Below are 19,219 nucleotides of genomic sequence, written 5' to 3'. Positions count from 1 at the left end.
TTCGCTAGGCGAAAACTTTTCCTCTTGCCGAAAATAATGATCTGTTTAACGATCCGGTCAAGACGAATTTTGGCGCGGCCCGGCGGGGCGGCCGATAAGGGAGGAAAACCATGCGCGATATCAATCAGTTCACCCTCACCCAGGCGGTGAAGGACAGCTTCGAAACCGAGCCGGGCAGCCGGTTCGAAACGATTCTCCACACCGTGATCGACCACATTCACGACTGCACGCGCGAGCTGAACGTGACCCATGAGGAGTGGATGGGGGTGCTGAACTTCCTCTACGACTGCGGGCAGATCTCGACCCCCGAGCGGCACGAATTCATCCTGCTGTCCGATGTGCTGGGCTTTTCCGCGCTGGTCGACATGATCAACACGCGGGGCGGCGCGACCGAGGGGTCGAACCTGGGCCCGTTCTATCTGGACGACGCGCCGGAAAAGCACCTCGGGGCGCATCTGGCCGACGGGCGCGACGGGGTGACCGTGCTGGTCCACGGCAAGGTGACCGATTCGCTGCACAAGCCCGTGCCGGGTGCCACCGTCGACACCTGGCAGGCCGATTCGACCGGTACCTACCCGATCCAGGAACAGGCGCAGGGCCAGGACAAGATGGACCTGCGCGGCAAGTTCACCACCGACGAAAACGGGCGCTACTGGTACACCACCGTGCTGCCGAAACCCTACACCGTGCCCTATGACGGCCCGGTCGGGGACCTGCTGCGCGCCGGCAACCGCCATGCCTGGCGGGCGGCGCATCTGCATTACATCATCCGGGCCGAAGGGCTGGCGGCGATCACCACCGAGGTGTTCTTTGAGAACACCGAGTACATCGACAACGACGCGGTGTTCGGTGTGCGCAAGTCGTTGATTGCCAAGGTCGAACCGGCCAAGAAGATCGAGGACCTGAACCTGCCGACGGATGTGAAGCCCGACGCCATGTTCACCTTTGATTTCGTCCTGGCCCCGGAGAGCAAGAAGAGATGACAGACCCAGAAGACCGGCCCCCGGAATTCGTCGAAGCGCTTGCCAAGGGCATCGCGATCATCGAGGCTTTCGATGCCGCCACGCCCGAGATGACGCTGTCCGAAGTGGCGCGCAAGGTCGGGTTGTCGCCTGCCGCCGCGCGGCGCTCGCTGATCACGCTGTCGCATCTGGGCTACGTGGCGCAGACGGAAAAGCGGTTTCACCTGACGCCCAAGGTGATGACGCTCGGGTCGGGCTTCTACTTCGGGTCGGGGATAGACGAGATCCTGCGCCCCGTGGTGCGCGAGATCGTCGGCGCCTTTGGCGATGCCTCTTCCGTGGGCACGCTGTCGGGCACGGATGTGGTCTATGTCGCGCATTACTCGGTCCAGCGGGCGCGCCGCGCGGCGGCCGTCATTGGCGCCAGCTACCCGGCCTATGCGACCTCGATGGGGCGCGTCCTGCTGGCGGGGCTGGACGACGCGGCGCTGGACGCCTGTCTGGATGCCATGACGCTCGACAAGCTGACGTCCAAGACCTGTACCGACCGGGACCACCTGCGCGCGGCGATCCTTGCCGCGCGGGGCGATGGCTATGCCACCACCGTCGACCAGCTTGACTACGGCATCACGGCGCTGGCCGTACCCATCCGCGACGCGACCGGCCGCACGGTCGCGGCGCTGAACACCAGCGGTTACACGGGGATCGTCACACCGGAGGCGCTGATCGAGGAGCGGTTGCCCCAGTTGACGGCCGCCGCGTCGCAGATCGGCCACGACCTGACGCGCTACCCCGTGCTGAAGTCCATACTCGCGACCTGAGCGTCGCCATCCGGGAGGGAGGAACCCCATGTGCAGACTTTGTGACCCCAAGACCCCGCAGGCCCCGTGCCCCACGCGGCGCGACGTGCTGAAGGCAGGCGCCATCGGCGCGGCCGTTACCATGACCGGGCTGGGGGCGGCCGGCAGCGCGCAGGCCGAAGCCCATGCCATGGCCGGCCCGCCCGAGGGCGCCGGCGTGCCCGGCCGCCGGGTGCTGATCAAGGGCGGCGTGGTGCTGTCGGTCGATCCGGCCGTCGGCAACTTCGCCACCGGCGACGTGCTGATCGAGGGGAACCGGATCGTGGAGGTCGCGGCGTCCATCGACGCGCCCGATGCGGCCGTGATCGACGCGGCGGGCAAGATCGTCATGCCCGGCTTCATCGACACCCACCACCACCAGTTCGAGACCGCGCTGCGCAGCCAACTGGCCCACGGCATCCTGATCAACGACCGGCGCGAGGTGAACCAGACCAATTACTACGAGACGATCCTGCAGAAATTCTCGATGGTTTACCGGCCCGAGGATGTCTACATCAACGAGCTTTACGGCGGCATCGCCCAGCTTGACGCGGGCGTGACGACCGTGATGGACGTCAGCCAGATCCACCACAGCCCTGAACATTCCGACGCCGCCATCGAGGGGCTGCGCGATGCGGGCCGCCGCGGCGTTTTCGGCTATTTCGAAGGCTGGGGCGACCGCGCCCAGTATCCGAACGATGCCCGCCGCATCAAGGAGCAGTATTTCGCCAGCGACGACCAGCTGACGACTATGGTCATGGGCGGAGAGATCTACCTGCCAGGCTACGAGGCCGCGTGGGCCATCGGGCGAGAGCTGGGCCTGCCGATTGCGCTGCACGTGGTCGGCACCTTCGGGATGCGCGACACCTTCGACCAGCTGGCGGCCTCGGGGCAGTTCGGGGCGGACAACATCTTTATCCACATGACCGGCATGTCCGACATGGCCTGGCAGGCGGCGGCGGATGCGGGCGCGCATGTGTCGCTGGCCGTGCCGATCGAGATGCACATGCGCCACGGCCAACCGCCGATCCAGAAGGCGCTGGACCTCGGGCTGTCCACCTCGCTGTCCACGGACGTGGAATGCACGATGACGGCAGATTTCTTTACCCAGATGCGCCACTTCATCACCCTGCAACGGATGTGGGTGAACGAGGCGGCGCTGTCGGGCGCCACGGATTACCCCGAGCTGATGCAGTGCTCGGACGCCATCCGCCACGCCACAATGGGCGGCGCCGAAGGGCTGGGGCTTTCCGGCAAGGTCGGGTCCCTGACACCGGGGAAGCAGGCCGACATCATCCTGCTGGACGCCGAAGCGATCAACGTGGCGCCCCTGAACAACGCCGCCGGGGCCGTGGTCACGCTGATGGAGCGGACGAACGTGGACACCGTTCTGGTCGCGGGGCAAGTCAAGAAATGGCGCGGGCAGCTTCTTGGCTTCGACATGGCGCGGCTGCGCAGCGAGCTGGAGGGGAGCCGCGATTACCTCTTCGGCGCGGCGGGGATCGAACGCGATCTCTTTGCCTGACGGGTGATCCGTCGGGCAGGGCAGGGGGCCGGTTTCGCGCCGGCCCCCTGAATTACGCGCGGGCCTTGCGCTGGGCCAGCACCTCGGCCGCCGAGGGCGTCGGCAGGTCGAAATAATCCAGCGTACCGGCATAGCCGTTCCCGCCCATCCGCCCGATGGCGTCCAGCTTGGCGTGGTCCGAGTAATAGGTGCCAAGGTCGATCACGTCCTCGCGCACATGGGCCATGACGATCCGGCCCAGGATGATCTCGCGGGCGGAACTCACCTCGATCCCGAGGTAGCGCTTGCATTCGAAGGCGACCGGCGCCTCGGCGATGCGCGGGCAGATGACCTTTTCGCCCGGCGCGGCCGTCAGGCCCGCCATTTCCAGCTCGTCCACCTCGGGCTCGAACCCGGCGGCGGTGACCGACATCGTTTCCACGTTGGCGCGGTCCACGATGTTGACCGTGAAGCATTCGGTCATGCGGATGTTGTAGGCCGTGTCCTTGAAACTGCGGTCGGGCTTGTTTTCGACCCCCAGCGCCAGGATCGGCGGATCGGCCGAGAGGCAGTTGAAGAACGAATAAGGCGCCGCGTTGACCACCCCGTCGGGCGACACCGTGGTGACCCAGGCGATGGGGCGCGGCACGATCGTGCCGATCATCACCTTGTAGGCCTCGCGCGGGGTCAGCTCGTCGAAGTTCAGCGCATGGTGGGTCACGACGCGAGTTCCTTTCCGTATCGGGACAGGATCGACGAGACGCTGTCCGGCTTGTTTTCCAGCTCGGCCCGGCCTGCGACCGCGCCAAGGTGGTGGTTCATGATCGCCGTGGCGCGGGCCACGTCACGGGCGCGAATCGCCTCGATCACCTGCGAATGCTCGTCCACGGCGCATTCCGACGAATGGGTCTTGGCATACATCGCCATGATCAGCGAACAGCGCAGCACCACCTCGGAGACGTAGCGCGACAGCACCGCGTTTCCGGTGAGTTCGGCCAGCAGCGTGTGGAATTCCCCGGCCAGGCGAATCGACACCGGCCCATCCTTGCCCTTGACGCCCTGCTCGGAGCGCACATGGCTTTCCAACTGGTCAAAGCCGCTGGACGGCATGCGCTCGACCAGGAGGCGGATCACCTCGGCCTCGAGCGCGCGGCGCACCTCGAAGATCTGCTTGGCCTCTTCCAGCGAGGGCTCGGCGACAAAGGCCCCGCGGTTGCGGCGCGTGTCCACCAGCCCCTCGTTCTGCAACCGCACGAGCGCGTGGCGCACGATGGTGCGCGAGACGCCGAACTGCTCGCCCACCGTGTCCTCGGGCAGGCGCATCCCGGGCTTGAGCGCCTGTTCGATGATCGCACGCTTGAGCAGCGTGTGGACGGCGTCGGTCAGGGTGGTCTGGTCGCTCATGGCTCTGCTTGCTTGAAATTCGTGCTTCCCGGATAGCGTATCCATCTGCTCGCGTCAATTGGATACAATTTGCTTGCCAAGTGAGGAACGATTCACCATCAAGAATGTATCGTATCCAATCCGGGTGATTCCCGGGTACAATCAACGACAGGGAACCAGGACATGACGATCAGACATCTTCTTATGGCCTCCGCCGCCGTCGCGACGCTGGCCGGGACGGCCTCGGCCGAGAATGTGCTCAAGTGGGGTGCCAATCGCGACATCGGCTCGCTCGACCCCTATTCCTACGGCGACAGCTTCACGATCAACGTGCTGAACCACGTCTACGAGGGGCTGGTGCGCTACGATGCCGACCTCAAGATCGAGCCGGCGCTGGCGGAAAGCTGGGAGATCCTCGAGGACCAGGTGACCTGGCGTTTCAAGCTGCGCGAAGGGGTCACCTTCCACGACGGCGCGCCGTTCACGGCCGCTGACGTCGTCGCCTCGCTCGAGCGGGTGAGCCACGAGACCTCGCCGCTGAAAGGCAACCTGCCGGCTTACGTCTCCTCGGCCGTGGTCGATGACCTGACCGTCGACATCACGCTGAACGGCACCTACCCGCTGCTGCTTAACGACCTGACGAACATCCATATTTTTGACAAGGAATGGATGGAGGCGAATGACTCCCTGCTGCCGACCGACATCGGCTCGGGCACCGAAGGCTTTGCCACCTACAATGCCAACGGCACCGGGCCCTTCATCGTGGAAAGCCGCCAGCCCGACGCCAAGACGGTCTTCGTCGTGAACCCCGACTGGTGGGATGAACCGAAGCACAACCTCGACCGGATCGACCTGACGCCGGTCACCTCGGCCGCGACCCGCGTGGCGGCGCTGCTGTCGGGCGAGATCAACTTTACCAACGACGCGCCGGTGCAGGACCTGCCGCGCCTCGCCGCCGCGCCGAACGTCAAGGTGCTGGAAGGGGTCGACCTGCGCACGGTCATGATCGGCTTTCCCTTCCGCGACACGCTGGTGTCAGGCGAGCCGAACCCGTTCAAGGAAAAGGCCGTGCGCGAGGCGCTGTACAAGGCGATCGACCTCGAGCTGATCCACGAGAAGGTCATGCGCGGCAAGTCGCGGGTGGCCGGCGCCACTGTCGCCCCGCCGATCCCCGGTTACGTCGAGGCACTGGATACGCTGCCCGGATACGATCCGGAGGCATCCAAGGCGCTACTGGCCGAGGCCGGCGTGCCCGAGGGGCTGGAATTCGAGTTCAACTGCCTTTCCGATGGCCTCGTCAACGAAGAGCAGTTCTGCCAGGCCATCGCCTCCATGTGGTCGCGGATCGGGCTGGCGCCAAAGCTCGACGTGGCGCCGCGCGCGGTGCAGACGCCCAAGCGGACGCAAGGCAAGACCGACATCTACACGCTGGGCTGGGCCACGCTGCCGATGCTCGACGCCTATTCGCCGCTGCTGCAGATCTTCCACTCGAAGGAAGGCAATTCGGGCGTCTTCAACTGGGGCGGCTGGTCCTATCCCGAGCTGGACGGTCTGATCCAGCAGGCCGGGATGGAACTGGATGTCGACAAGCGCCTGGCGCTGGAAACGCAAGCGCTGGGGATCGTCAAGGACGAGATGATCATGATCCCGCTGCACCAGCAGCCGATGGCCTGGGCCGTGACCGACGAGGTGGCCGAGATGCCGCTGTTCCCGGACAACAAGCCGCGTCTCTGGTTCGCGCAGGTGGCCGAGTAAGACATCGGGTTTCGCCGCGCTATGTGCGCGGCGACCCGCCGGGGGGCGCTGCCCCCCGGACCCCCCGGAGTTTACTTGGCAAGATGAAAAGGGATCGGGGCGCTCCTTGATCCCAGTATAGCGGGAGTGAGCCATGCTGGCGTTTCTGATCAAGCGCGGTGCCAATGCGGTCTTCGTCATGCTGGCGGTGGCGCTGCTGGCCTTCACCATCTTCCGGTTCTTCGGCGACCCGGTCGAGATGATGGTCAACGAGCAGGCCACGCAGGAGGACCGCGCCGAGCTGCGCGAGCGGCTGGGGCTGAACGATGGCTTCGTGACACAATACACGCGGTTCGTGACGAACGCGGTGCAGGGGGACTTCGGGATCTCCTACCGCAACCAGCAGGACGTGATGGTGCTGATCGGCGAACGCTTCCCGGCGACGTTCGAGCTGGTGCTGGTGGCGACGGTGATTTCGCTGGTCGTCGGCATTCCGTTGGGGGTGATCACGGCGGTGCATCGAAACTCGCGCCTTGCCAATGCCTTGCAGTTGGGGTCGATCGTGGGCGTGTCGCTGCCGTCCTTCGTGGTGGGGATCATGCTGATCCTTGCCTTCTCGGTCTCGCTTGGGTGGCTGCCGGCCTTCGGGCGGGGGGAGACGGTGGATATCGGCTGGTGGTCCACGGGGCTGCTGACGCCTTCGGGGCGGGCGGCGCTGGTTTTGCCGGCGATTTCTCTGTCGACCTTCCAGATCACGCTGGTGATGCGGCTGGTGCGGGCCGAGATGCTCGAGGTCCTGCGCACCGATTACGTGAAATTCGCAAGGGCGCGGGGTGTGCCCGTGGGGCGGGTGACCTGGGTCCATGCGCTGCGCAACTGCCTGATGCCGGTGATCACGCTCACCGGCATGCAGATCGGCAATCTGATCGCCTTTGCGCTGGTGACCGAGACGGTGTTCCAATGGCCGGGCATGGGCCTCTTGTTCATCCAGGCGGTGACCTTCGTCGATATCCCCGTCATGGCCGCCTACCTGATGCTCGTGTCCTTCATCTTCGTCGCGCTGAACACAGTTGTCGACGTGACCTATGCCTGGGTCGATCCGCGCCTGCGGGACGATGCCGCCAAAGCCGGAGGGGCCAATGGCTGACCTGACCATGACCACCGAAGACTCCACCCCCGCGCCCCTGCTGCCCGTCCGGAAATCGCGCCTGGCCGCGATGCGCGAGAGCGACCTGGCGTTTTCGTTTCGCTCGCACCCCAGCGCGATCTTCGCCGCCTGCCTCTTGGCCCTGGTCGCGCTGACCGCGCTGTTCGCGCCCTGGATCACGCCACAGGATCCCTATGACCTGGCAGCATTGGAGCTCTGGAATGCCGAGATCCCGCCGATCTGGAACGTCGACGGGCAGTGGCCCTACCTTCTGGGCACCGACACGCAGGGGCGCGATATCCTGTCGGCGATCCTCTACGGCTCGCGCATTTCGCTGATCATCGGCTTTGCCTCGGTCATGGTCGCGCTGGCCGTGGGGCTGAGCCTCGGCCTCGTCGCCGGCTATTTCGGCGGCTGGATCGACAACGTGATCATGCGGCTGGGCGATGTGCTCTTGTCGATGCCCTTCATCCTGATCGCGATCCTGATCACCGCTGTCGCCACCGCGTCGCTGCCCACCGGCCTCAAGGACGTGTTGGCGGCGCCGATTCTGATCTTTGCCATCGCCGTGCCGTCCTGGGTGCAATACGCCCGGACCGTGCGGGCCAGCGCCATGGTCGAGCGCAAGAAGGAATACGTGCAGGCGGCGCGGCTGATCCGCGTCAGGTCCTGGCGCATCATGCTGCACCACATCCTGCCGAACTGCCTGACGCCGATCCTCGTGGCGGCGACGCTGAACTTCGGCCTTGCGATCCTGTCCGAGGCGACGCTGTCCTTCCTCGGTGTCGGGATGCCGCCGGACCAGCCGAGCCTGGGCACGCTGATCCGCATCGGCAACCAGTACCTCTTTTCCGGGCTGTGGTGGATCGTCGTGTTCCCCGCCGTGCAGCTGTGCCTGATCGTGCTGTCGGTCAACATGATCGGCGACTGGCTGCGCGATGCCCTCAATCCCAAGCTGAGATGAGATCCATGAAGACCCTCAAGAATGTCCGCCCCATGGGCGCCGCCGCCACCGACCTGCATATCGCCGATGGGCATTTCGTCACCGTAGCGCCCGAGGGGGCGGAGGTGATCGATTGCGGCGGGCGCATCCTGATCCCCGGGCTGGTCGAGGCGCATACCCATCTCGACAAGTCCTTGCTGGGGATGGCCTGGTATCGCAACGAGGTGGGGCCGCGGCTCATCGACAAGATTACCAACGAGCGCGAGGTGAAGGTGTCGCTGGGCCTCGATCCGCAGGTGCAGAGCGAGCGGCAGGCGATCCTGTCGGTGAGCCATGGCACCACGCAGATCCGCAGCCACGTGGACGTCGACACCCACCACGGGCTGCGCGGGGTCGAGGGCGTGATGGAGACGCGCGAGAAGCTGAAAGGCATCGTCGATATCGAGATCGTGGCCTTCCCGCAGTCGTCCATGATGCCGCGCCCCGGCACGGTCGAGATGATGGACGAAGCGCTGAAGCTCGGTGCCGATATCGTCGGCGGGATCGACCCCTGCGGGATCGAGCGCGACCCCAAGGGGCATCTCGATGCGGTCTTCATGCTGGCCGAGAAGCACGGCAAGCCGATCGACATCCACCTGCATGAGCAGGGCGCGCTGGGCGGCTTCTCGATGGAGGAGATCATTGCCCGCACGAAGGCGCACGGGATGCAGGGCAAGGTGACGATCAGCCATGCCTTCTGCCTCGGCATGGCCGACCGAGCCTATGTCGCCGACCTGCATGCGCAGCTGGCCGAAGAGCGCATCCACATCATCACCACCGCCCCCGCCTCGGCCCCCGTGCCGGCGGTCAAGGAGCTGAAGGCGGCGGGGATCCTGACCGGCTCGGGCTCGGACGGGATCCGGGACACCTGGGGGCCCTACGGCAATGCCGACATGCTGGAACGCGCGATGTTCGTCGGCATGCGCAACAACCTGCGCCGCGACGACGAGGTCGAGCTGGCGTTGGACATTTGCACCTTCGGCGGCGCGGCGATCATGGAGGTCGAAGGCTACGGCCTCGGGGTCGGCTGCCGCGCGGATGCCGTGCTGGTCGAGGGCGAAACCCTGGCCGAAGCGGTCGCCCTGCGCGCGCTCCGGGTGCTGGTATTGAAGGACGGCGCCGTGGTGGCGAAGGACGGGGTTTGCGTGAGGGCGGCGCCGTGAGCCGTGGTGCGCGGGGAAGGGGGGCGCTGCCCCCCGTCGCCATGGGCAACTCCCCCCGGAGTTTATCCGGCAAGATGAAAGGGATCGGGGTGTCATGCGGGTGAAGCTGACGGCGCGCTGGGTGGTCGGGTTCGAAGGGGGTAGTCACGTCGTCTTCGAGCAGGGCTGCGTGGTGATCGAGGGCGGCCGCGTGCTGCATGTCGGGCGCGGGTTCGAGGGGGAGGTGGCGGAGGTAGTCGCGTATGGCGAGGCGGTGATCTGTCCGGGCTTTGTCGACCTCGACGCGTTGTCGGACCTCGATACAACGATCCTGGGCTATGACAATGGGCCGGCCTGGAAGAAGGGGCGGGTCTGGCCGGAGAGCTACGTTGCCGTCGGGCCGCGCGAGATGTATTCGGTCGAGGAATTGGCGTTCCAGAAGCGGTTCGCCTTTGCGCAGCTGATCCGGAACGGGATCACGACCGCGCTGCCGATTGCCTCCCTGTTCTACCGTGAATGGGGCGAGACCATTGCCGAGTTCGACGCGGCCGCTACGGCGGCCGAAGAGCTGGGGCTGCGGGTCTACCTGGGGCCGGCCTACCGGACCGGCGGGCAGGTGACGGACGATAGCGGCAATATCCGCGCGGTGTATGATGAAGAGCGGGGGCTGAAGGGCCTTGACGAGGCGGTGGCCTTTGCCGACCGTATCGATGGCATGGCCGGTGGCCGCATCCGGGCGATGTTCGCGCCCGACCGGATCGAGACCTGCACCGAAACGCTCTTGCAGCGCACGCATGCCATCGCCGCCGAGATGGGCGCGCCGGTGCGCCAGCATTGCTGTCAGTCGCCGGTCGAGCTGCGGCTGGTGGCCGAGCAGCACGGCACGACCCCCATCGACTGGCTGGCGCGGATCGGCGCGCTGGGGTCGAACTGGCTGCTGCCGCATGGCACCCATGCCAGCGACCGGGATTTGGCGCTGATGGCCGAACATGGTGCCACGCTGGTGCATTGCCCGTTGGTTTCCGCCCGCCACGGCGGGATGCTGCGGTCTTTCCCGAAGGTGCGCGCGCAGGGGATCAACATCGGGCTGGGTACCGATACCTGGCCGCCCGACATGCTGCTGAACATGCAACTGGGGATGATGATGGCGCGGATGGTGGAGGGGATCGACGCGATCCGCTCCGAGGAGATGTTCGACGCCGCCACGCTGGGCGGGGCGCGGGCGCTGGGGCGGGACGACCTCGGACGGCTGGCGCCCGGGGCTCGTGCCGATATCACGGTGGTGGATCTGAGCCGCACGCTGCAGGTGCCCGACCCGGTGCAGACGCTGATGACCTCGGCCTCCGCCCGCGACGTGCGCGACGTCTGGATCGACGGACGGCGCGTCATGACAGACGGCGCGATCCCCGGCTTTGACGAGACGGTCGAGATGACCCGCGCGCAGGCGCAGTTCGACCATGTGATCGCGCAGTACCCCGACCGCACGACAGGGCACCCGCCGGTGTCCGAGATCTTCTCCGCCAGCTACCGGAGGGCCTGATGACCGAGAATGTTCTGGACGTGCGAAACCTGCGCGTCGAATTCCCCACCCGCCACGGCACGCTGACCGCTGTTGACGACATGTCCCTGACCATCGCCAGGGGAGAGATCCTGGGCGTGGTCGGCGAATCCGGCGCGGGCAAGTCGATGACCGGCATGGCGATCCTGGGCCTGCTCGAGCCGCCGGGGCGCATTGCGGGCGGGCAGATATACCTTTCCGGCGACCGGATCGACGATCTGACCGAGCCGCAGATGCAGGCCATTCGTGGGCGGCGCATCGGGGCGATCTTCCAGGACCCGCTGACTTCGCTCAACCCGCTTTTCAAGGTCGGCGACCAGCTGGTCGAGACGATCCGCCTGCACACCGGCCTGACCAAGACCCAGGCCCGCGCCCGGGCGCTGGACCTGATGCGCGAGGTCGGCATCCCGGCGGTCGAGGAGCGGATCGACAATTACCCACACCAGTTCTCGGGCGGGATGCGGCAGCGGATCGTCATTGCGCTGGCGCTCTGCGCCGAGCCCGAGCTGATCATCGCGGACGAGCCGACAACCGCGCTTGACGTGTCGATCCAGGCGCAGATCACCGCGCTGCTCAAGCGGCTCTGCCGCGAGCGGGGCACGGCCGTCATGCTGGTGACCCACGACATGGGCGTGATCGCCGAGACCGCCGACCGCGTCGCCGTCATGTATGCCGGCCGGCTGGCCGAGCTGGGCGCGGTCGAAGATGTCGTGCGTCGGCCGCAGCATCCCTACACGGTGGGGCTGATGGGCTCGATTCCGTCGCTGCGCCGCGACGACGTCGAACTGCAGATGATCCCCGGATCGATGCCACGGCTGGGCAGCATTCCGGCGGGCTGCGCCTTCAACCCGCGCTGCGCCCATGCCGGGCCGCGCTGCCGGGCCGAGGTGCCCCGCACTCACGGAAACGGCGCGGCCTGCTGGCTGGCGCAGACCGGCAGTACCGAGTTGCCCGCAGCTGAAGGAGCCAAGGCATGACCCGTCCCATCCTCGAGGTCGACGCGCTGGAACGCCGCTTCGACGTCTCCGCCCCCTGGCTCAACCGCGTGATCGAGCGCAAGCCGCGCCGCACCCTGCGCGCCGTCGACGGGGTGGATTTCGACATCATGCCCGGCCAGACATTGGCGCTGGTGGGGGAGTCGGGCTGCGGCAAGTCGACCATCGCCAAGCTGGTGACCGGGCTGCACGCGCCCTCTTCGGGCACGATCCGGTTCAATGGCGATCCGGACAAGATGCAGATGATCTTCCAGGACCCCTTCGCCTCGCTCAACCCGCGCTGGCGCGTCGGGCGGATCGTGGCCGAGCCGCTGCGCACCCTGCGGCCCGAGACGCCCGAGGCGCAGGTCACGGCGCGGGTCGAGGAGCTGCTGCGCACCGTGGGCCTCTCGGCCGCCGATGCCGCGAAATACCCGCATGAGTTTTCGGGCGGGCAGCGGCAGCGCATCTCCATCGCCCGCGCCCTGGCCGGAGAGCCGGAGTTCCTGGTCTGCGACGAGCCGACCTCGGCCCTCGATGTCTCCGTCCAGGCGCAGGTGCTGAACCTGATGAAGAAGCTGCAGCGCGAGATGGGGCTGACCTATCTCTTCATCAGCCATGACCTGAGCGTCGTGCGCCACATGGCCGACGTGATCGCGGTCATGTACCTGGGCCGCATCGTCGAGATCCAGCCGTCGCGCGATCTGTTTGCCAACCCGCTGCACCCCTACACGCGCATGCTGCTCGACACGATCCCCGACCTGGACTCGCCCAAGCGCGACCGCGCGCCGATGGGGGGCGAGGTGCCGTCACCGGTGTCGCCTCCGTCTGGCTGTTCGTTCCATCCGCGCTGCCCTCTGGCGTTCGACCGCTGCAAGCGCGAACGGCCCGAGCGGACGCCCAGGGTTCACGACTCCCGCGTCGCCTGTTTCGCCGCCGAGGAGAGTGCCGCAAAGGAGACAACTCATGTATGACCCGGCTTTCATGGCTCGCGCCATCGAGATCTCGGCCGAGGCGCTGACCACGCCGGGCACCGAGCCCTTCGGCGCAGTGGTGGTCAAGGACGGCCGGATCGTGGGCGAGGGGATCAACCGGTCGGTGATGAACCACGACCCCACCAGCCATGGCGAGACCGAGGCGATCCGCGATGCCGCGCGCAACCTCGGCACGGTCGATCTGCGCGGCACGGCGCTTTACACCAGCTGCGAGCCCTGCCCGCTGTGTGTCGCCGCGATGATGATCGCCAGGGTGTCCGAGCTCTATTACGCCGCCGACATGGGGCAGGCGGGGGCGGTGCTGGGCGATCTGCCCGAGACCGCGCGCTTTCCCATCGACGTCGATGCCATGCTGGCCGAATGCGGCAAGCCGGCGCCTGACCGCTCGCTGCATAGCGCCCAGTTTGAGGCCGCTCCTGCGGCCGAGATCCTCGCGCGCTGGGCGGCGCAGGTCCGCTAGCGCGTCGCGATCCGGTAGGAGAAGTGCCGCCCGCCGGCGACGATGTGCTTCGACGCCCGGCACCTGATCAACCGGGCGCAGGATCTCGACCCGTCAGCGCCGCCTGTGTGTCCCGTGTCGTATCAACGCGTCGATGGCGCGGGTCAGCTGCGCGTGGCGCAGCGCGGGCAGGGCGCGCAGGTCGGTGCGGTCCCAGTCGGCATCGGTCAGCTCGCGCCATTCGACGTTCAGATGCGCCCGCGTATGGTCGAAGAGGTGGCGCAGGGCATGGGCGGGCAGGTGGGCGGCTTCGGTGATATCTGCGGAGGTCGGCTCCAGCGCGCCCGCGCGGGCGGCGATGAACTCGCCCATCCGCCGGGCCTGCAGCGCCACCTGCGCGATGACCTGCGCCTGGGCGCCAGGGGTCTCGCGCCCAGCGACCAGCGCGGCATCCGTCAGGTCGTTGAGCAGCCGCGCGGCCTCTGCGGTGGCGCGGCGTGCGGCCAGCAGGTCATCGGCCGGGGCGTTCGGCGCGTCGTAGCGCGCGCCCGGCCCCTGCCGTTCGATCAGCGCGCGCCGGGCCGCGTCGTCATGCATCATCTTCGACAAAGGTGGTGCGGTCGAAATGCAGCCGCTCCATGATCGGCGCGTCCGAGAAGTGGAAGAGGTCAAAGCCCGTTTCGGCCTGCAATTGCCAGGACACCCAGGAGGGCACGACGAAGATGTCGCCGGTGTCCAGCTTGTGCTCCACCCCGTCCAGCAGCACCGCCCCGCGCCCCGAGAAGACCTGGAACACCGAAGAGCCCACGTCGCGCCGCTTGCGGCTTTGCGCCCCGGCGCGCAGGCGGTGGAACTGGCAGCGGATCGTCGGCATGACGTCGCCGCCCGTGGTCGGGTTGACAAAGCGCAGCCCTGCGTGGCCCATGCTGTACGTGGCTGGCTGGCCCTCGTCCTCGAGCAGCAACTGCTCGGTCAGCGCGTGGTCGGTGTGCTCCCAACGGAAGGCGGCGAGGGGGCTCGAGACCGTGTCCTCAAGCCGCGACAGCGGCCGCAGGCCGGGATGCGCCCAGAGCCGTTCGCCCTGGCTGAAGCGGGGTGTCGCGTTGTCGGTCACCCGCTCGGCCCCGAATTCGAAGAAGCCGACGTCGTTCTGCCGGCTGAAGGGGATGTCGAGCCCGTCGATCCAGGCCATCGGCTCGGTCGCGACATTGTGGTGGCCGTGGAAGTTCCAGCCGGGCGTCAGCAAAAGGTCGCCGCGCGACATGCGCACCGGATCGCCGTTGACCACGGTCCAGACGCCTTCTCCCTCGACCACGAAGCGGAAGGCGTTCTGCGAATGGCGGTGTTCCGGCGCATTCTCGCCGGGGCAGAGGTATTGCACCGCGCACCAGAGCGTAGGGCTCACGTAGGCCTTCCCACCAAGGCCGGGGTTGGCAAGGCCGATGGCGCGGCGCTCCCCACCACGGCCCACGGGCACCAGTTCGCCAGAGCGTTCAGCGAGCGGCAGCAGGTCCTTCCAGCGCCAGACATGCGGCACCGCGTCCGAGGTCGGATGCAGCGGCATCAGGTTGCCGGTCTGGGTCCAGAGCGGGTTCAGATGCGCCTTTTCGAAGCCCTTGTAAAGCGCGCGCAGCTCGGGCGTGTCCTCGGGTTGCATGGCGTTGTCCATTATCGGTCTCCCTTCCGAATGGCGGTGTCAGGCGGCGCCCGGCTGCGCCGTCGGCGCGGAGCGGGCAAAGGCGGGCGGGGCATCGCACACGACGACGATAGAGGCGAAGGCGGGGCATTGCGCAAGGTCGATCCGGACCCGCCGCGTGTTCCCGGCCTGCCCGCAAACCGGCCCGCATGGCGCACGATCATGCGCCATCCCCGTGAGGGGCGACGCTGCCCGCAGGCGGGTCGTGGTCGCAACGCCGAAGATGTCCCGCAGGATCAGGGTCATGCCTTGGGGCCGATGGTGGTGGTCAGATCGCCGAGGCCCTCGATGGTCACGATGCAGATATCGCCGGGGGCCAGCGCGCCGACACCCGCCGGGGTGCCGGTCATGATCAGGTCGCCCGGCTTCAGCTCGATGGATGCCGAGATGATCGAGATCACCTCGGGCACGTCCCAGATCAGCTCCGACAGGTCCGCGTCCTGCTTGACTTCACCGTTGACGCTCAGCTTGATCGAGCCCTTCGACAGGTGTCCCACGTCCGACGCCTTGCGGATCGCCGCGATGGGGGCCGAGCGGTCGAAGGCCTTGCCCCAGTCCCACGGCCGGCCCTTTTCGCGCGCCTCAAGCTGCAGGTCGCGGCGCGTGAGGTCGTTGCCGACCGCGTAGCCGTAGACATGGGCCAGCGCGTCGCCTTGGGCGATGTTGTCGCCGCCGGTGCCGATGGCGACGACCAGCTCGGCCTCGTAGTGGAAATTCGCCGTCTCGGGCGGGTAGGGGACGGTCGCCTTGTCCTCGACAATGGCGTCGGCGGGCTTGGTGAAAAAGAACGGCGGATCGCGGTCCGGGTCCTTGCCCATCTCGCGCGCATGTGCGGCATAGTTGCGGCCCACGCAGAAGATGCGGCGCACGGGGAACCGGGCGTCCTCGCCCGCGACGGGCAGGCTGGGGGTGGGCATGGGGTCGAACACGAAGGTCATTTGCGTCTCCTTTGCGGGCCTGTCGGCCCGCGGTCTTGAAGGGTGGGCCAGTCGGCCCGCCCGGGGCGGCGTCGGTCGCGCCCGGCCTCATGGTCCGGTTGCTGGTCTCAGCCAGCCGGTTCGGCCTGTGGCGCCGGTGCGGCCAGCGCGCGGCGGTCGATCTTGCCGGTGCCGGTCTTTGGCAGCGCGTCGCGATACTCGATCAGGCGCGGGTACTTGAACGGCTGCAGCCGGTCCTTGACCCAGTCCTTGATCGAGGCATCCGTGGCCGCGCCCGCCGTCACGCCTTCGCGCAGGTGGACAACCGCGCGCAGGGTCATGCGCTTGTCGGCAAGCGCATGCGCCAGCACGGCGCATTCGTGGATGTCCGGGTGTTCGGCCAGGCACTTTTCGACCTCTCCGGGCCAGACCCATTGGCCCGAGACCTTGATCAGCTCGTCCGCGCGGCCCTGGAAGTAATAGTAGCCGTCCTTCTCGAGAAACCGGTCGCCGGTATAGATCCAGTCGCCGCGCATGGTGTCGCGCGTCTTGTCCGGCCGGTTCCAGTATTGCGGAGCGGAGCTGTGCCCGCGCACGTACATCACGCCTTCCTCGCCCGGCCCCGCCAGCGCGCCCTCGGGCGTCACCAGCTTGACCTCGTAGCCCGGTACCCGCGCGCCGGCGGCCCCCGGCCGATGATCGTCGAGCCGGTTCGACAGGTAGACGTGCAACAGCTCGGTCGAGCCCAGCCCCTCGGTCGGGCCATGGCCGGTGAGGGCGGTCCAGGCTTGGTAGACGTCCTCCGACAGGATCTCGGCCGCCGACATGCTTTGCCGCAGGCTGCTGAAATCCGCCCCCGCCGCCCGCGGGCTGCGCGCGATGGAGGTAAACAGTGTCGGCAGGCCGAAAAACACGGTGGGCCGGTAGGTTTCGATCATGTCGATCACCGCCACGGCGCGCGGCTGGCCGGGCATCAACAGCGTGGTCGCGCCGATGGAATAGGGGAAGGTGATGGAATTCCCGAAGCCATAGGCAAAGAAGATCTTGGGCACCGAGAAGCAGATGTCGTCGGGGCGCAGTTTCAGCACCTGTTGGCCGAAGGATTGCTGCGTATAGGCCATGTCGTGGTGCAGGTGGACGATCCCCTTGGGCCGGCCGGTGGAGCCCGAGGAATACATCCAGAACGCCATGTCGTCCGGCCCGGTGTCGGCCGCCTCCAGCGTGGTCGGCCGGCCGTCCAGGAAAGCGGATGCGGGGGTGAACCCCTTGGCCGTGCCGTTCACGGTAATGACGGTGCGCACGTCGGTGCCCTCCAGCACGGCGGGCCCGAAATGCGCCGCCAGCGCCGCCTCGCAGACCGCCATGGTCGCGCCGCTGTCCTTGAGGAAGTAAGTCAGCGTTTCGTCCGGCGTCTGCGTGTTCAGCAGCACCGGCACGAAGCCCGCCCGCACCGCGCCGAAGAAGGCCGCCGGGTAGGCCGGCGTGTCGTCCATGAAAAACGGAATGCGCGCCCCGCGCTCAAGCCCCGCACCGGCAAAGGCATGGCCCCAGCGCGCGGCCTCGGCGATCAGCTCGGCATAGGTCAGCGTCCCGGCCGGTCCGATCACGGCCGCCTTGTCGGGGTTGCGCGCCAGGTTCTGCCACAGGGTTTCCGAGCAGTTCGGATGCGCCATGCGGTCGAACCCGATCTCCTGCGCCGCCGGGATGTCGTCGCCCACTGGGTCGATGATGGCGTCTGGATGCGCGCGCTTTTCGGCCGCGTAGCGTGCGGCGAATTCCGGTGCCATGGACCGCAAGCGGTCCATGTCCACCCGCCCCGACCGCGTGATGTAGTCAAATGCGAAATCCAGCGGCGGCTTGTCGATCTTGCTGCCGAAGCTGTCGTACCAGGCGGCCGAGGTATTGGCCGCGTCGACGATCTTGCGGGCGATCGGCAGCCGTGCGGCCTCGAACGCCGCCAGCCCGTCCCGCCAATCCTCCGCGCCTTCCAGCGCCCCGACCAGCGCGATCACGTCCTCCAGTGCCAGCCGCGTGCCCGAGCCGATGGAAAAATGCGCCGTATGCGCCGCGTCGCCGACGATCACGTAACGGTCATGCACCCAATGCTCGCACCACATGCGCGGAAACTGCCGCCAAACCGACTTGTTGGTGATCAGCCGCGCGCCCTGCAAGACGTCCGCGAACAACGCCTGGCACAGCGCCGCGCTCTCTTCCTCGCCCATCTCGCCGAAGCCGTAGCGCTCAAACGTGTCATACTCGCATTCCACGATGAAGGTCGATCGGTCCGGCGTGTAGCGGTAGTGATGCGCGTTCATCGGCCCCTTGTCGGTGCGGATGAACGACTGCGTCAGCGTGTCGAAGGGCCGGTCGGCCCCGAACCAGGCGAAGTGGCAATTGAAATGCTCGACCTGCGGCGCGAAGTCCTCGCGGAACGCCGCGCGCACGACCGAGTTCAGCCCGTCCGCGCCGAGCACGATATCCGCCTCCAGCGCGGCGAGATCCTCGATCCGGGTATCAAACCGGATGTCGATCCCCAGCCCCTCGGCATGCTCCCGCAGGATCTCGATCAACTCGAGCCGCCCCAGCGCGGTGAAGCCGACCCCGTCCAGCACCACCCTGTCCTCGGGGTGGTTCAGGGTCATGTTCTGCCACCGCTCCATGTGCGGCAGGATCAGGTCGTGGATCTCGGGATCGGTGGCCTTGAGGAACCCCAGCGCCTGGTCGGAAAACACCACGCCAAAGCCAAAGGTCGCCCCCCTGGGGTTCTGCTCGTAGACCGTGACCGCGACCTGCGGCATCCGCCGCCGCATCAGGATCGCGGCATATAGCCCCGCCGGCCCGCCTCCGATGATGGCCATGCTGCGCAGCTTTGACATGCGGTGTCCTCCCGTTCCGTCCTCCGGGTGGACGCTAGGAAATAATTCCACTTCATGCAATGAGTTTCCCA

Annotated in this window: 18 protein-coding genes; 11 read left to right on the top strand and 7 right to left on the bottom strand. The window is 67.1% G+C overall.

Annotated features, from left to right (window positions below; genetic code table 11):
- Window positions 1–110: 110 nt before the first annotated feature.
- From MF270_RS21030 to MF270_RS21020, 3 genes are read left to right on the top strand one after another with little or no spacing between them, the layout of a single operon-like run.
- The gene (locus tag MF270_RS21030; RefSeq protein WP_238367755.1) at window positions 111–983 is read left to right on the top strand and encodes a dioxygenase family protein; all 873 of its coding nucleotides are present in this window, start codon (window positions 111–113) and stop codon (window positions 981–983) included.
- Window positions 980–1,783: an IclR family transcriptional regulator domain-containing protein gene (locus MF270_RS21025; RefSeq protein ID WP_238367754.1), complete on the top strand. Its 804-nt coding sequence runs from the start codon at window positions 980–982 to the stop codon at window positions 1,781–1,783. The genes MF270_RS21030 and MF270_RS21025 overlap by 4 nt, the downstream gene beginning before the upstream one ends.
- 28 nt (window positions 1,784–1,811) lie before the next feature.
- Window positions 1,812–3,326 carry an amidohydrolase family protein gene (locus MF270_RS21020; protein WP_238367753.1) on the top strand — a complete coding sequence of 505 codons (1,515 nt, stop codon included), beginning with the start codon at window positions 1,812–1,814 and terminating at the stop codon, window positions 3,324–3,326.
- 52 nt (window positions 3,327–3,378) lie between these two features.
- Here the strand turns inward: MF270_RS21020 and MF270_RS21015 are convergent, their stop codons facing one another.
- Window positions 3,379–4,026 (bottom strand): flavin reductase family protein, encoded by a 648-nt coding sequence (locus tag MF270_RS21015; RefSeq protein WP_238367752.1) that lies wholly within the window; start codon window positions 4,024–4,026, stop codon window positions 3,379–3,381.
- A complete protein-coding gene (locus MF270_RS21010) occupies window positions 4,023–4,709 on the bottom strand; it encodes a GntR family transcriptional regulator (protein ID WP_238367751.1) in 687 nt (228 codons plus the stop codon). The genes MF270_RS21015 and MF270_RS21010 overlap by 4 nt, the downstream gene beginning before the upstream one ends.
- 162 nt (window positions 4,710–4,871) lie before the next feature.
- On the opposite strand from MF270_RS21010, the gene MF270_RS21005 reads away from it, so the two are divergent.
- The 8 genes from MF270_RS21005 (at window position 4,872) to MF270_RS20970 (ending at window position 13,680) form a co-directional block, all read left to right on the top strand.
- Window positions 4,872–6,443, top strand: coding sequence for an ABC transporter substrate-binding protein (locus MF270_RS21005; RefSeq protein WP_238367750.1), 1,572 nt, complete (start codon window positions 4,872–4,874; stop codon window positions 6,441–6,443).
- Window positions 6,444–6,576: 133 nt separating this feature from the next.
- The gene (locus MF270_RS21000) at window positions 6,577–7,569 is read left to right on the top strand and encodes an ABC transporter permease (protein WP_238367749.1); all 993 of its coding nucleotides are present in this window, start codon (window positions 6,577–6,579) and stop codon (window positions 7,567–7,569) included.
- Window positions 7,562–8,533, top strand: a complete 972-nt coding sequence (locus tag MF270_RS20995; RefSeq protein ID WP_238367748.1) for an ABC transporter permease — start codon at window positions 7,562–7,564, stop codon at window positions 8,531–8,533. Before MF270_RS21000 ends, MF270_RS20995 begins: the two co-directional genes overlap by 8 nt.
- A 5-nt stretch (window positions 8,534–8,538) precedes the next feature.
- Complete coding sequence (locus MF270_RS20990) at window positions 8,539–9,714, top strand: amidohydrolase family protein (protein WP_238367747.1); 1,176 nt, start codon at window positions 8,539–8,541, stop codon at window positions 9,712–9,714.
- Between the two features lie 94 nt (window positions 9,715–9,808).
- The gene (locus MF270_RS20985; RefSeq protein ID WP_238367746.1) at window positions 9,809–11,233 is read left to right on the top strand and encodes an amidohydrolase family protein; all 1,425 of its coding nucleotides are present in this window, start codon (window positions 9,809–9,811) and stop codon (window positions 11,231–11,233) included.
- Window positions 11,233–12,228, top strand: a complete 996-nt coding sequence (locus MF270_RS20980) for an ABC transporter ATP-binding protein (protein WP_238367745.1) — start codon at window positions 11,233–11,235, stop codon at window positions 12,226–12,228. The genes MF270_RS20985 and MF270_RS20980 overlap by 1 nt, the downstream gene beginning before the upstream one ends.
- Entirely contained in the window at window positions 12,225–13,199 is a 975-nt protein-coding gene (locus tag MF270_RS20975) for an ABC transporter ATP-binding protein (protein WP_238367744.1), read from the top strand. Before MF270_RS20980 ends, MF270_RS20975 begins: the two co-directional genes overlap by 4 nt.
- Window positions 13,192–13,680 (top strand): nucleoside deaminase, encoded by a 489-nt coding sequence (locus tag MF270_RS20970; protein WP_238367743.1) that lies wholly within the window; start codon window positions 13,192–13,194, stop codon window positions 13,678–13,680. Before MF270_RS20975 ends, MF270_RS20970 begins: the two co-directional genes overlap by 8 nt.
- Before the next feature lie 93 nt (window positions 13,681–13,773).
- On the opposite strand, the gene MF270_RS20965 is transcribed toward MF270_RS20970, so the two are convergent.
- From MF270_RS20965 to MF270_RS28255, 5 genes are all read right to left on the bottom strand, one after another.
- Window positions 13,774–14,259 (bottom strand): DinB family protein, encoded by a 486-nt coding sequence (locus tag MF270_RS20965; protein WP_238367742.1) that lies wholly within the window; start codon window positions 14,257–14,259, stop codon window positions 13,774–13,776.
- Entirely contained in the window at window positions 14,249–15,328 is a 1,080-nt protein-coding gene (locus tag MF270_RS20960) for a cupin domain-containing protein (protein WP_238367741.1), read from the bottom strand. The genes MF270_RS20965 and MF270_RS20960 overlap by 11 nt, the downstream gene beginning before the upstream one ends.
- 27 nt (window positions 15,329–15,355) lie before the next feature.
- Window positions 15,356–15,601, bottom strand: coding sequence for a hypothetical protein (locus tag MF270_RS20955; protein ID WP_238367740.1), 246 nt, complete (start codon window positions 15,599–15,601; stop codon window positions 15,356–15,358).
- The gene (locus MF270_RS20950) at window positions 15,598–16,293 is read right to left on the bottom strand and encodes a fumarylacetoacetate hydrolase family protein (protein ID WP_238367739.1); all 696 of its coding nucleotides are present in this window, start codon (window positions 16,291–16,293) and stop codon (window positions 15,598–15,600) included. The genes MF270_RS20955 and MF270_RS20950 overlap by 4 nt, the downstream gene beginning before the upstream one ends.
- 107 nt (window positions 16,294–16,400) lie before the next feature.
- A complete protein-coding gene (locus tag MF270_RS28255) occupies window positions 16,401–19,148 on the bottom strand; it encodes a benzoate-CoA ligase family protein (RefSeq protein WP_272490837.1) in 2,748 nt (915 codons plus the stop codon).
- Between the last annotated feature and the right edge of the window lie 71 nt (window positions 19,149–19,219).

The organism is Mesobacterium pallidum, from assembly GCF_019966535.1.
Classification (GTDB): Bacteria; Pseudomonadota; Alphaproteobacteria; order Rhodobacterales; family Rhodobacteraceae; genus Mesobacterium; species Mesobacterium pallidum.
Note: the sequence above shows the minus strand (reverse complement) of the source record. Positions and strands in the feature narration are given on the sequence as shown.

Excerpts from the sequence above, each read along its gene's own strand:
- MF270_RS20975 (WP_238367744.1), top strand. The coding sequence starts at position 12,225 with ATGACCCGTCCCATCCTCGAGGTCGACGCGCTGGAACGCCGCTTCGAC.
- MF270_RS20980 (WP_238367745.1), top strand. The coding sequence starts at position 11,233 with ATGACCGAGAATGTTCTGGACGTGCGAAACCTGCGCGTCGAATTCCCC.
- MF270_RS20950 (WP_238367739.1), bottom strand. The coding sequence starts at position 16,293 with ATGACCTTCGTGTTCGACCCCATGCCCACCCCCAGCCTGCCCGTCGCG.
- MF270_RS20965 (WP_238367742.1), bottom strand. The coding sequence starts at position 14,259 with ATGATGCATGACGACGCGGCCCGGCGCGCGCTGATCGAACGGCAGGGG.
- MF270_RS20955 (WP_238367740.1), bottom strand. The coding sequence starts at position 15,601 with ATGACCCTGATCCTGCGGGACATCTTCGGCGTTGCGACCACGACCCGC.
- MF270_RS21020 (WP_238367753.1), top strand. The coding sequence starts at position 1,812 with ATGTGCAGACTTTGTGACCCCAAGACCCCGCAGGCCCCGTGCCCCACG.
- MF270_RS21000 (WP_238367749.1), top strand. The coding sequence starts at position 6,577 with ATGCTGGCGTTTCTGATCAAGCGCGGTGCCAATGCGGTCTTCGTCATG.
- MF270_RS20970 (WP_238367743.1), top strand. The coding sequence starts at position 13,192 with ATGTATGACCCGGCTTTCATGGCTCGCGCCATCGAGATCTCGGCCGAG.
- MF270_RS21010 (WP_238367751.1), bottom strand. The coding sequence starts at position 4,709 with ATGAGCGACCAGACCACCCTGACCGACGCCGTCCACACGCTGCTCAAG.
- MF270_RS21030 (WP_238367755.1), top strand. The coding sequence starts at position 111 with ATGCGCGATATCAATCAGTTCACCCTCACCCAGGCGGTGAAGGACAGC.
- MF270_RS20990 (WP_238367747.1), top strand. The coding sequence starts at position 8,539 with ATGAAGACCCTCAAGAATGTCCGCCCCATGGGCGCCGCCGCCACCGAC.
- MF270_RS20985 (WP_238367746.1), top strand. The coding sequence starts at position 9,809 with ATGCGGGTGAAGCTGACGGCGCGCTGGGTGGTCGGGTTCGAAGGGGGT.
- MF270_RS21005 (WP_238367750.1), top strand. The coding sequence starts at position 4,872 with ATGACGATCAGACATCTTCTTATGGCCTCCGCCGCCGTCGCGACGCTG.
- MF270_RS20960 (WP_238367741.1), bottom strand. The coding sequence starts at position 15,328 with ATGGACAACGCCATGCAACCCGAGGACACGCCCGAGCTGCGCGCGCTT.
- MF270_RS21025 (WP_238367754.1), top strand. The coding sequence starts at position 980 with ATGACAGACCCAGAAGACCGGCCCCCGGAATTCGTCGAAGCGCTTGCC.
- MF270_RS20995 (WP_238367748.1), top strand. The coding sequence starts at position 7,562 with ATGGCTGACCTGACCATGACCACCGAAGACTCCACCCCCGCGCCCCTG.
- MF270_RS28255 (WP_272490837.1), bottom strand. The coding sequence starts at position 19,148 with ATGTCAAAGCTGCGCAGCATGGCCATCATCGGAGGCGGGCCGGCGGGG.